Genomic DNA, 11,969 nt, shown 5'->3' on the forward strand with positions numbered 1-11,969 from the left:
TGTCGTCGATCAAGGCCGACGGTGACGGGCCGGGCGATATCGCGGCGCTCGCCAAGGGCGGCCGCACCAATTTCCTCGGCTTCCTGCTCCGCCTCGCCGCGCGCCTGCCCTTCCTGTTCATCGCCGGCCGCTGGTATGGCGCCGCCGTGCTGGGGCGTTTCGCTTACGCTACGATCATCGTCGAGTTCGCCGCCCAGCTGGCGACGCTCGGCCTCAAGCGCGGCCTCGCCCAGCAGCTCGCCACCACCAAGCGCCCCCATGTCCATGTCGTGTGGGACGGGATGCTGGTCGGGCTGATCGTCTCGATCCTCGCCTCGGGCGTGCTGATGACATGGCCGATCCTGCTCTTTCCCAATTCCGAGGTGAACGGGTTCGACTGGCTGCTGCCGCTGACCGTCTTCGCGTGGACCGGATCGGATATTGCGCTGGCGGGCCTCGCCTATCGCGGCAATATCGGCGCGACCGTCACCGCGCGCTCGCTGATCGAGCCCTGGGCGATCAGCATCGCGGCGTTCGGCTTCTCCTTCTATTCGCTGCGTGACGGCCTGATCCTGTCCTACGCGATCTCCGCCGCTGCCGCGCTCGCCGCCTCGATCTGGCCGCTGCTGCGCGCCTATGGGCCGCCCAAGGGCTGGTCGCCGGAACCGGCGCAGATCCTCCGGATGATGCGCAAGAATTTGCCGCTGGCCGGTGCGGACGCAATCGAATGGGGTTCGCGCCGCCTCGATATCGCGCTGCTCGGGCTGTTCTTCTCGCCCGCGATCGTCGGCATCTATTATGTCGCGCAGCAGGTCGCCTCGCTGCCGCAGAAGCTCAAGACCAGCTTCGATCCGATCCTCGGCCCGGTGATCACCCAGAATCTCGCCGAGGACAACAAGGCGGCGGTCGCCAAGCAGGTGCGGCAGGTCGGCTTCTGGATCATCGCCGCGCAGGTCGGCATCGCGCTCGCGCTCGGCATTCCGGGCGAAGCGGTGATGGGGCTGGTCGGGCCGAAGTTCGTCGGCGGTGCCGGTGCGCTCGGCGTGCTGCTCGCCGCCGAGGCGATCGCCGCGACCGCCGTGGTCAGCGAAGCAGCGCTGATCTACATCGCGGCCAAGCGCAACCTCGCCATCTCGGTGGCGATGATCGCCGGGCAGACCCTGCTGTCGGTGATCCTCGTCCACCTCATCCGCGCGGTGCATCCGGTCGCCGACCTCAAGAACGACACCATCGCCGCCGCCGGCCCCGCGATCGCGCTGATGATCATGCTGGGGCTCGCCTCGATCGCCAAGGCCAAGCTGCTGCACCGGCTGCTCGGCCATCGCGTCTCGGGCTGGCGCTGGCCGCTGGTGCCGGCCGCCGCCGCCGGCACGGTGGTCGGCGTCGTCTTCACCTGGCTGCCCGAATGGACCGAGCTGGTGTTCGGCGTCGCCGCGATCCTCGGCGCCTATGGCGCGGTGATCTGGTATCGCGGCTTCGGCGAGGAGGACAGGATGCTGTTCAGCCTCAAGCCGGGCGAAGAGGTGCCGGCGGCGGCATAGGACCGCCGCACCCCCGCGCCGTTCGCACTGAGCCTGTCGAAGTGCGTGCCAAGCACGGTTTCGCCTGTGGCACGTTCTTCGACTACGCTCAGAACGAACGGTGTTGTTGCAGTCTTATCGACCTCAGTGGCGGAAGTGGCGCATCCCGGTGAAGAGCATCGCGAGGCCGGCCTCGTCGGCCGCCGCGATCACGTCGGCGTCGCGGATCGAACCGCCCGGCTGGATCACCGCCGTGGCGCCGGCCTCCACCGCCGCCAGCAGACCGTCGGCGAACGGGAAGAAGGCGTCGGAGGCGACCGCCGAACCGATCGTGCGGGGTTCGGCCCAGCCGGCCTTGTCCGCGGCATCCTTGGCCTTCCACGCGGCGATGCGCGCGGATTCGAGGCGGTTCATCTGGCCGGCGCCGACACCGGCGGTCGAGCCGCCCTTGGCGTAGACGATGGCGTTGGACTTCACATGCTTGGCCACCGTCCAGGCGAACAGGCAATCCTCCAGCTCCTGCGCGGTCGGCTCGCGCTTGGTGACCACCTTGAGATCGTCCCGGCCGATATGGCCGTTGTCGCGGGACTGGACGAGCATCCCGCCGGCGATGCTCTTCATCATCAGGCCGGGGCGGGCCGGATCGGGCAGCTCGCCGGTCAGCAGCAGGCGCAGATTCTTTTTCTTGGCGAATACCGCCTTGGCCGCATCGTCGGCGGCCGGCGCGCACACCACTTCGGTGAAGATGCCGGAGATCGCCTCGGCGGTCGGGCCGTCGAGCGGACGGTTGACGGCGATGATGCCGCCGAACGCCGATACGCTGTCGCACGCCAGCGCCGCCTCATAGGCTTCGACCAGGGTTGCGCCGGTGGCGACGCCGCAGGGATTGGCGTGCTTGACGATCACGACGGTCGGCGGGCCGTTGCGGAACTCGGCGACCAGCTCCAGCGCGGCGTCGGCGTCGTTATAGTTGTTGTAGCTGAGCTCCTTGCCCTGGATCTGCTCGGCCTGCGCGATGCCGCGCGTCGCGGCGCCGACCGGCAGGTACAGCGCCGCCTGCTGATGGGGATTCTCGCCATAGCGCAGCGCCGCGCCCTTCCGGAGCGGCACCGACAGCGCCGCCGGCAGCGCCTCGCCCTGATCGGCGAAGGCGAACCAGCTGGAGATCATCGCATCGTAAGCCGCCGTCGCGGCGAACGCCTTGGCGGCGAGCGTGCGGCGCAGATCGAGCGTGGTGGCGCCGGCGTTGGCGTCCAGCTCCTCGATGATCGTGGCGTAGTCGGCCGGATCGGTGGCGATCGCGACATAATGATGGTTCTTGGCCGCCGAGCGGACCATCGACGGGCCGCCGATATCGATATTCTCGATGATCTCGTCGCGCGCCGCGCCCTTGGCCACGGTCTGCGCGAAGGGATAGAGGTTCACCACCACCAGATCGATCGGCGCGATGCCATGATCGCTCATCGCCTGCGCGTGTGCCGCATCGTCGCGCACCGCGAGCAGGCCGCCATGGACCATCGGGTGCAGCGTCTTGACCCGGCCGTCCATCATCTCAGGGAAACCGGTATGGTCCGACACATCCTTCACGGTAAGGCCGGCATCGCGCAGCGCCTTGGCGGTGCCGCCGGTCGACAGCAGCTCCACGCCATGGCGGGCGAGCGCCTGCCCCAATTCCACCAGCCCCGCCTTGTCGGACACCGACAGGAGGGCACGGCTGATCTTCACGTTCGACATTCTTGCTTCCTGGATTAACCGGCGCGCTTGAGCGCCCATGAAATGCTGGTGCCGCCGGCCGGCGCCTGGCCGGTGACGACGAGCTGGCTGGTTGCGGCGGGGCGGCCCGCGCCATCGATCCAGATGCTTTCCTCGATCGCGAGCGCGCCACCCCGGCAGCGGAACTGCCACAACGGCCCGCCATCGATCCGCAGCAGCGCGCCGAGCCCATCCGCGGTGGCCGTCGCCTCGACGCCCGGTGCGAGGTGGAAGCGCAGCGCGAAGGTGACGACGCCGGCGGCCTTGCGCGCGCCGGTGGGCAGCAGAATGTCCTCGCCGCCCAGCTCCTTGCCGTCCGAGGACAAAGCCAGCTTGCGGCGATGCTGGAGGCCGAGCCGGCGGACATAGCCGTCATGCGTCGCCTCGATGCGGCTCGCCGTCTCCTGCTCCTGCCGATCGAGCTCGACGAGGGTCACGCCCTTGCCGAGCGAGCCATCGATGTGGATTGCGGTGGAGTTGCTGTCGGCCAGCACCAGCGTCGAATGGGCGGCGCTGGTCCGCAGCGCCTCGGAGATGGCGGACGGCAACGCCGCCCACGGCTTGTCGCCGCCACAATTGACGATGATCCGCTGCGGGCCGTCCGAAAGCTCGAAGGCCAGGGTCGAGGCGCAGCCGCCCCGCGCCAGCCGGGATGCGGGCGGCGGCGCGCAATCGGCGACCACCACGGAAGCCCCGCCGGACAGGCGCTGGAACCCCCATTCGCGCGACTGGCGCAGCGGCCGGGTGCGGATGCCCGAAGCGGCGACGGCGCGGGCGACCCGCTCGGCGGTCAACGGCCCGCCGCCCTGCCAGCTCGACAATGCGCCATCGCCCATCGTCACGCCGAGCAGCACGGGCACCGCCTTGGCCAGCGCGGTGGCGATCGCCGCCGGCGGCTCGCGACGGCGCTCTTCATAGACGCCGATCAGCTGCGACAGCAGCTCGATCAGCTCGACCTGTTCGATCGGCGAGCGGCTGACGATGCCGCCATCGGGATGCACGCCCTGCGCCAGCGCCTTGGCCATGGCCTGCTCGCCATGCACGAGGCGCGGCTCGCCACCGCTGATCAGCAACCCGGCAGCGATCGAACCCGCATAGGCGGCAATGCGCGGCAGCCCGATCGGCGCGCGCTCCGCCGTGCGGTCGAGATGGCGGGCACCCCGCGCCAGCGTGTTCAGCACCGTCGAGCGATAGACGAGATCGGAGGAGGACAGGATCAGCGGCGCGTGCGCGGCCCAGTTCAGGATGCGCCGCCCCCACAGATCGGGCCGCCAGCCGGCCTCGTCCACCGCTGCGGCATGGCGATCGAGCCAGCGCCGCATCAGCGCCTCGGCATAAGGCGCGCTGTCGAGCCGGGTGCCGGCGGCGGCGAGATCGCGCAGCCAGGCGAAGCTCTGGAGATGATCGGCGAATCCGGCCGGGCGGCCCGGCGCCGCGAAGTCGATCGTGGCGGTGTCGGCGCGATCGCGGCCCAGCACGATCTCGCCATCCATGATGTCGAGCCCGGCCTCGCGATCGCCGACGATCGGATCACGCGGCACGCCGAGCAGCTTCAGCGGGAAGCGCCCGCGCAGCCGCAGCGCGTGGAAGGGCGTGTTCCAGGTCAGCCGGTTGAAGCGGGCGGCGACGCGCTCGGTCAGGCTCTGCCCCTTGTCGTCGCCGACGCGGATCAGGCGGCGGCCCGGCTCGATGCCGTCCTCGGGCGTCTCGGGCGGATGGCCCTCGGCGATCCGGCGGACCATGGCCATGCTACAGGCCCCTCAGCGCACGGATATTGGCGGCATAGCGATCGGGGCCGCCCTTGAAGGTGGCGCTGCCGGCGACGAGCGCATCGGCCCCCGCCTCGAGGCACAGGCGCGCCGTCTCGGCATCGACGCCGCCATCGACCTCGAGATCGATATCGCGGCCGCTCGCATCGATCATCGCGCGGATCCGCTGGATCTTGTCGAGCTGCGAATGGATGAAGGTCTGCCCGCCGAAGCCGGGATTGACCGACATCACCAGCACGAGGTCGATCGTGTCGAGCAGATAATCGAGCACATCCTCGTTGGTGGCGGGGCACAGCACCACGCCCGCCTGCTTGCCCAGCGCCTTGATCGTCTGGACGGTGCGATGGATGTGCGGGCCGGCCTCGGGATGCACGGTGATATGATCGGCACCGGCCTGCGCAAACGCCTCCAGATAGGGATCGATCGGCTGGATCATCAGATGCACGTCGAACGGCTTGGTGGTGTGGGGGCGCAAGGCCTTCACCACCGCCGGGCCGATCGTGATGTTGGGCACGAAATGCCCGTCCATCACATCGATGTGAATCCAGTCGGCGCCCGCCGCATCGATCGCGCGCACCTCCTCGCCCAGCCGCGCGAAGTCGGCCGAGAGGATCGAAGGGGCGATGCGCACGGGTTTAACCACGTCCTAGCGCCTAGCGCCAAGCGGGGTGCCGCTTCAACCGTTAAACGCGCCGAATCAGTCGCGACGAAAGCGTACGATGAAGAATCCGTCGCAGCCGCCGGCCTCCGCCAGAGCACCGGGCGGCACCCGGATGAAACCTTCTTCCGTGGGTACGAGTCCCGCGGGAAGCTCGTCCACCCTCACCGGATCGATCGCAAAGCCGGGCAGGCTGAAGGCGCGGGCGACGGCCTCGCCCTCCTGCGGCTCTAGCGAGCAGACCGCATAGACCAGCCGCCCGCCCGGCTTCACCCAGCGCGCGGCGCGGACCAGCATCTTCGCCTGGATCGCGGCGAGATCGGCGATGGCACGCGGCTTCACCCGATGCAGCACGTCGGGATGGCGGCGGAAGATGCCGGTCGCCGAACAGGGCGCGTCGAGCAGCACCGCATCGGCCGGCGCGGCCGGCGTCCACTGCATCACGTCCGCCTCGACCAGATCGGCGGTGAGGTTCATGCGGGCGAGATTCTCGGAAAGTCGTCCGAGACGCTTGGCCGCCATCTCCACCGCCGTCACCTGCCAGCCGGCGGCCGCCAGCTGGAGCGTCTTGCCGCCTGGCGCCGCGCAGAGATCGAGGACGGTGCCGGCGCCCTTGCCGAGCAGGCGCGCCGGCAGAGAGGCGGAGAGATCCTGCACCCACCAGGCCCCCTCCTCGAAGCCCGGCAACCCGGTCACGTCGGCATTGTCGAGCCGGAGATGGCCCGGCATCAGGCTGGTCGCGCCGAGCTGCTCGGCCCAGTGCGCCGTGGCCGACGGATCGGCGAGCGTCAGATCGAGCGCCGGGCGCGCCGCCAAGCTGATCCGCGCCTGTTCGATCGCATCATCGCCCCATGCCAGGCTCCAGCGCTCGGCGACCTCGGGCAGCAGGCTCGGCGGCTCGGGCAGCGTCGCCTCGCCGCGCATCAGCGTACCGAACACGCCATGGACCAGCCGGCGCGGCCCACCATCGACCAGCGGCAGCGCGGTGGCGATCGCGGCATGGGCTGGCGTGCCCATCGCCAGCGCCTGCACCAGCGCGATCCGCAACGCGAAACGGGCCTTGGCATCGTCGGGCATCGGCTTGGGCGTCGCCGAATCGATCAGGTCGTCGAGATCGGGCAGGCGGCGCAGCACTTCGGAGGCGATGGCGCGGGCCAGACCGCGATCGGCCGGATTGGGCAGGCCATTGGCGGCACCCAGCGCCGCCTCCAGCGGCAGCCCCTGCCGCAGTACCGCATCGAGCAGCTTGAGCGCCGCCCGGCGCGCCGGCGTGCCCTGCGGCTCTTCTATTTTACCCGGTTGCGCTTTGCCCGGTTGTGCTTTGCGAGGCGCGCGCCGATCTGTCGTCGTCATGACCATACGTATCCCTGGGCAACGGCCCGCTCATGTGAAGCCGCCCGCTCATCTTTCGCCAAGCCCGCCGGTTCCCGAGCCGAAGGCGGTCGAACCGCCGCCGCGCGAAGGCGATGGCGATCGGCTCGAACCCACGCGCTACGGCGACTGGGAGAAGAAGGGCATCGCGATCGATTTCTGATCGGATATTCGATCACCGGCCCGATCACAGGCGATGTTCCGGCGTCAAGGGGCGGGTCAGCAATTGCTCGATCGCCGCTCCGACCGCGACATCGCCCGAGAGCAGCGCGCAGACCGCCTCCGCGATCGGCATCTCGACGCCCAGCGCCCGCGCCGTCTCGACCAGCACCGGCGCGGTGGCGGCGCCTTCCGCCACGGTGCGGCGATGGGCGAGCAGATCGACCGCCCGCTCGCCCCGGCCGAGGCCGACACCGAGACTGAAATTGCGCGACGCGGTGGACGAGCAGGTGAGCACCAGATCGCCCAGCCCCGCCAGACCGGCGAGCGAGGCGGAGGTCGCGCCCTTGGCCGCGCCGAATCGCGCCATCTCGGCGAAACCGCGCGCGATCAGCGCTGCCCCGGCATTCTGCCCGAGGCCATGCCCCGACACGACGCCGCAGGCGATCGCCAGCACATTCTTCACCGCGCCACCGATCTCGGCACCCACCACGTCGGCGCTGCGATAGGGCCGGAAGCTCGACCGCGCGATGCGGTTGGCCAGCCGCTCGCCGAGCGCATCATCCTCGCACGCCAGGGTCACCGCCGTCGGCAGGCCGGCCGCCACCTCATGCGCGAAGGTCGGGCCGGAGAGCACCGCGATCGGCGCGTCGGGGCGGCACTCGGCCGCCACTTCGGACATCAGCAGCTGCGTTCCCGCCTCGATCCCCTTGGAACAAAGGATCAGCGGCCGATCGCCCATCGGCAATCCTGCCATGACGTCACGCATATGCTGCGCGGGCGTGACCAGCAGCAGCGCATCGCAGGATTGCAGCGCGGCGCTGTCCGTCGTCGCGACGATCGCCGGCGACAGCGCGACACCGGGCAGATAGGCGGGATTGGCATGATCGCGGTTGATCGCATCGACCACCTCGGCCGAGCGCGCCCACAAGGTCACGGGTCCGCCCGCCGCCGCAACCTGCGCGAGCGCGGTGCCCCATGCGCCGCCGCCGACCACCCCCAGATGGAGCGGGCGATCGGGTGATAGGGTCGTCATGCCTTCACCCCCGCCCCGCGCACCTTCTCGGCCTCGGGGTCGAGCGGCCAGCGCGCGCGCGCCGGTGTGTCGAGCGGATCGCTGGCGCCGGCGGCGAAGCGCTCTACCCCGGCCCAGCCGATCATCGCCGCATTGTCGGTACACAGCCACAGAGGCGGCGCGGAGAAAGGCAGGCCATGCTCGATGGCGAGCGCCTCCAGCGCACCGCGCACCGCTTGGTTGGCGGCGACGCCACCGGCGACGACCAGTGCGGTCGCCCCCGGCGCGCGCGTGATCCCCCGGCGGGTGCGATCGAGCAGGCAATCGACCACCGCCTGCTGGAAGGAGGCGGCGATGTCCTCGGGCGTGTGGATGCCGGCATCGCGCGCGCGCAGCACCGCGCTCTTGAGGCCGGCGAAGGAGAAATGCGGCTCGGCCGATCCGAGCAGCGGGCGCGGCAGCGGCACCGCCTTCGGATCGCCCAGCGCGGCGGCGCGCTCGACCGCCGGACCACCCGGAAAGCCGAGGCCGAGCAGCTTGGCGGTCTTGTCGAAGGCCTCGCCGCTGGCATCGTCGATGGTGGTGGCGAGCCGGCGATAGCGCCCCACCCCCTCCACGAAGAGCAGCTGGCAATGGCCGCCGGACACCAGCAGCAGCAAATAGGGGAAGCGCAATGCCGGATCGGCGAGGCGCGGCGAGAGCGCATGGCCTTCGAGATGGTTGACCGCGACCAGCGGCTTGCCGGCGGACAAGGCGATGCCCTTGGCCATCAGCAGCCCCACCATGACGCCGCCGATCAGCCCCGGCCCGGCGGTCGCCGCGATCGCATCGACATCGGCGAGCGTCTTGCCGGCGTCGGCCAGCGCCCCCTCGATCAGCGGGCCGAGCACCTCGATATGGGCGCGCGCCGCAATCTCGGGAACGACGCCGCCGAACGGGCGGTGCGCGGCCTCCTGCCCGGCGAGGCGATGGGCGAGAATCCGGCGATCGCCATCGACCAGCGCGGCGGCGGTTTCGTCGCAGGAAGATTCGATTCCGAGGATCAGGGGGGCGGGCGCGGGCATAGCGGCGCTTCCCTGCACCGCTTGTGCCCTCTAGAGCAACTTTTCCATGACCATGCCCGCCCCAGCCGCTCCCTTCCCGCTCCGTCTCGGCACCCGCGGATCGCCGCTCGCCCTCGTCCAGGCGCATATGGTCGCCGCCGCGCTGCGCGCTGCGCATGGCTGGCCGGAGGATGCGATCGTCATCGTCCCGGTGAAGACCACGGGCGACAGGGTGCAGGATCGCCCGCTCGCCGAGATCGGCGGCAAGGCGCTGTGGACCAAGGAACTGGATGGCGCGCTGCTCGAGGGCGCGATCGATTTCGCGGTCCATTCGATGAAGGATGTCGAGACGATCCGGCCGGCCGCGATCCGCATCGCCGCGATCCTGCCCCGCGCCGACGTGCGCGACCGGCTGATCGGCGCCGCGACGATCGCCGGGCTGCCGCACGGCGCCCGCATCGGCACCTCCTCGCCGCGCCGCGCCGCGCAGCTGCGCCAGCTACGGCCCGACGTCACGATCATCCCCTTCCGGGGCAATGTCGACACCCGCCTGCGCAAGCTGCGCGACGGCGAGGCCGACGCGACCCTGCTCGCCGCCGCCGGGCTGGATCGGCTGGACCGGCCCGATATCGGCCACGCCATCGCGATCGACGTCATGTTGCCGGCCCCGGCCCAAGGCGCGGTCGGGATCGAGGCCCGCGCCGACGACGCCGCGATGCTGGCGGCGCTGGCCGCGATCGATCATGCCGATACCCACGCCTGCGTGACGGCCGAACGCGCCTTCCTCGCCGCCCTGGGCGCCGATTGCCATTCGCCGGTCGCGGCACTGGCGGTTCGTGACGGGGACGGCATCGCCTTCCGCGCCGAACTGCTGAGCGAGGACGGCGCCGAACGCATCACCGGCGCGGCGCATCTGGCATCGCCGGACGAGGCCGGCGCGCTCGCGGACGATCTGCTGAAGCGGGCGCCTGCCAGGATCGCCGCGCTCTTCACCGGACGATGAATCGCCCGCTGCTCGTGCTGCGGCCCGAGCCGGGCGCATCCGCCACCGTGGCGGCGGCACGCGCCATCGGGCTGGCGGCGATCGCCGCGCCGCTGTTCACGATCCGGCCGCTCGACTGGGTGCCTCCGACCGGGCGCCCCCAGGCGATCCTCGCCACCAGTGCCAACGCCCTGCGCCATGGCGGCATCGGGATCGCGGCCCTTATCGACCTGCCACTCTATGCCGTCGGCGCGGCCACCGCGGAAGTCGCCCGATACGCCGGATTCGGCCGGATCATCGTCGGCGACGGTGACGCGGACGCCATCCTCGCCCTCGCATCAAGCCACGGCGTCGCCTCGTTGCTGCACCTCGCCGGGCGCGAGCATCGCGCCACCGCCCGACCCGGCATCGCGATCGAACGGCGTATCGTCTATGCCGCCGATCCGCTCGACGCCTTGCCCGAAGCCGCCCGCGCGGCGCTGCCGGGCGCGATCGCCCTGCTCCACTCGCCCCGCGCGGCCGCCCTGTTCGCGCGGCTGGTCGATCCGGCCGGGATCGCGATCGCCGCGATCAGCGCCGCGACGCTGGAGGCGGCCGGCACGGGCTGGCGAGCCCACGCCACCGCCGAAAGGCCGACCGACGCCTCGCTGCTGGCAGTCGCCGCCAAGCTGTGCGATCAGGGCCTCTAGCCAAGGGACACTGGATGGATAGCGAGTACGATCCCGACATCAGCCGATCGCGCCCATGGCTGTGGGTGCTGCTGGCCATGCTGGTCGCATTCGTCGGCGGGATCGTCGCGATGGGCTATGCCGTGACCCACGATGCGCGGACGGCGCAGCTGCTCCATCTGGAGTCCATCGATCAGGCGAAGGCCGACCAGGCAGTCGCCCAGCGCATCGCCGTCGAGCAGCAGCAGAGGCAGAAGCCCGCAATCCCGGCCGCGGCGCCGGCGTCCGATGCGCAGGTCGCAAACCGGCTCGACACGCTCGAAGGCAAGGTCAACGACATCCAGGCGCAGGCGACCGAGGCGACGGGCGACGCCAGCCGCGCCGAGGGGCTGCTCGTCGCCTTCGCGGCGCGGCGGGCGCTCGATCGCGGCGTGAATCTCGGCTATATCGAAAGCCTGCTGCGCGAACGGTTCGGCAATAGCCAGTCGCAGGCGGTGGCGACGATCCTGTCGGCGGCCCATCTGCCGGTGACGCTCGCCGATCTCCAGAACGGCCTCGATACGATCGCGCCGACGCTCGCGGCCGGGGGCCCGCCGAAGCAGAGCTGGTGGCAATCCTTTCGCAGCGGGCTGGCCGGGATGGTGGTGGTACGCCATGCGGACGAGCCCTCCACCCAGCCCGCCGATCGGGTCGCCCGCGCGCAGCGGATGCTCGAGGCCGGGCAGGTCGATGCCGCGCTTGCCGAGATTGTCCGGCTGAGCGATCACAGCGTTGCCAACAACTGGATCGTCGCGGCGCGACGCTATCTCGCCAGCCGCGCGGCGCTCGACCAGATCGAGACGGCCGCGCTGCTCGATCCGGCGACATCGGAAGGCGCGCCACGGCCAGCCTCCGCCATGCCACCCCAGCCTGGGCCGTCCCAGCCCGGGCCGGCTCACCCCGTCTCCGCGCCGAGCCCGACCAAGGCGACCGACTGACCATATTCATTTCGGAGTCGACCTGAACCAATTTGGCGTTAACCTTGTCATCCTCGACAGGGGGCTGTCTTGGCAG

11 protein-coding genes are annotated in these 11,969 nt (G+C 70.7%); 5 read left to right on the forward strand and 6 right to left on the reverse strand.

The window, feature by feature from the left end:
• Positions 1-8: 8 nt before the first annotated feature.
• On the forward strand, positions 9-1,520 hold the full coding sequence (locus tag PBT88_RS20530; RefSeq protein WP_407696575.1) for a lipopolysaccharide biosynthesis protein: 1,512 nt from the start codon (positions 9-11) through the stop codon (positions 1,518-1,520).
• A gap of 123 nt (positions 1,521-1,643) precedes the next feature.
• Here the strand turns inward: PBT88_RS20530 and purH are convergent, their stop codons facing one another.
• From purH to PBT88_RS20550, 4 genes are read right to left on the reverse strand one after another with little or no spacing between them, the layout of a single operon-like run.
• Positions 1,644-3,233, reverse strand: coding sequence for a bifunctional phosphoribosylaminoimidazolecarboxamide formyltransferase/IMP cyclohydrolase (gene purH / locus PBT88_RS20535; RefSeq protein ID WP_270077131.1), 1,590 nt, complete (start codon positions 3,231-3,233; stop codon positions 1,644-1,646).
• A 14-nt stretch (positions 3,234-3,247) separates the two neighbouring features.
• On the reverse strand, positions 3,248-4,999 hold the full coding sequence (locus PBT88_RS20540) for a heparinase II/III family protein (protein ID WP_270077132.1): 1,752 nt from the start codon (positions 4,997-4,999) through the stop codon (positions 3,248-3,250).
• A 1-nt stretch (position 5,000) separates the two neighbouring features.
• Positions 5,001-5,663 (reverse strand): ribulose-phosphate 3-epimerase, encoded by a 663-nt coding sequence (rpe, locus tag PBT88_RS20545; protein ID WP_270077133.1) that lies wholly within the window; start codon positions 5,661-5,663, stop codon positions 5,001-5,003.
• 54 nt (positions 5,664-5,717) lie between these two features.
• Complete coding sequence (locus PBT88_RS20550; protein ID WP_270077134.1) at positions 5,718-7,031, reverse strand: RsmB/NOP family class I SAM-dependent RNA methyltransferase; 1,314 nt, start codon at positions 7,029-7,031, stop codon at positions 5,718-5,720.
• Here PBT88_RS20550 and PBT88_RS20555 point away from each other — a divergent pair.
• A complete protein-coding gene (locus PBT88_RS20555) occupies positions 7,030-7,212 on the forward strand; it encodes a DUF1674 domain-containing protein (RefSeq protein WP_270077135.1) in 183 nt (60 codons plus the stop codon). The two genes, PBT88_RS20550 and PBT88_RS20555, sit on opposite strands and share 2 nt — an antisense overlap.
• Before the next feature lie 24 nt (positions 7,213-7,236).
• On the opposite strand, the gene PBT88_RS20560 is transcribed toward PBT88_RS20555, so the two are convergent.
• Together PBT88_RS20560 and tsaD are read right to left on the reverse strand one after the other, a co-directional pair.
• On the reverse strand, positions 7,237-8,244 hold the full coding sequence (locus tag PBT88_RS20560) for an NAD(P)H-dependent glycerol-3-phosphate dehydrogenase (RefSeq protein WP_270077136.1): 1,008 nt from the start codon (positions 8,242-8,244) through the stop codon (positions 7,237-7,239).
• Positions 8,241-9,287: a tRNA (adenosine(37)-N6)-threonylcarbamoyltransferase complex transferase subunit TsaD gene (gene tsaD / locus PBT88_RS20565; protein WP_270077137.1), complete on the reverse strand. Its 1,047-nt coding sequence runs from the start codon at positions 9,285-9,287 to the stop codon at positions 8,241-8,243. Before tsaD ends, PBT88_RS20560 begins: the two co-directional genes overlap by 4 nt.
• A gap of 46 nt (positions 9,288-9,333) precedes the next feature.
• Between tsaD and hemC the strand changes: the two genes are divergently transcribed.
• The 3 genes from hemC to PBT88_RS20580 are packed head-to-tail and all read left to right on the forward strand — an operon-like array spanning position 9,334 to position 11,893.
• A complete protein-coding gene (gene hemC / locus PBT88_RS20570) occupies positions 9,334-10,269 on the forward strand; it encodes a hydroxymethylbilane synthase (protein ID WP_270077138.1) in 936 nt (311 codons plus the stop codon).
• Entirely contained in the window at positions 10,266-10,937 is a 672-nt protein-coding gene (locus PBT88_RS20575) for a uroporphyrinogen-III synthase (RefSeq protein ID WP_270077139.1), read from the forward strand. The genes hemC and PBT88_RS20575 overlap by 4 nt, the downstream gene beginning before the upstream one ends.
• A 14-nt stretch (positions 10,938-10,951) precedes the next feature.
• Positions 10,952-11,893 carry a hypothetical protein gene (locus PBT88_RS20580; RefSeq protein WP_270077140.1) on the forward strand — a complete coding sequence of 314 codons (942 nt, stop codon included), beginning with the start codon at positions 10,952-10,954 and terminating at the stop codon, positions 11,891-11,893.
• Positions 11,894-11,969 lie beyond the last annotated feature (76 nt).

This window comes from Sphingomonas abietis (assembly GCF_027625475.1).
GTDB lineage: Bacteria > Pseudomonadota > Alphaproteobacteria > Sphingomonadales > Sphingomonadaceae > Solisphingomonas > Solisphingomonas abietis.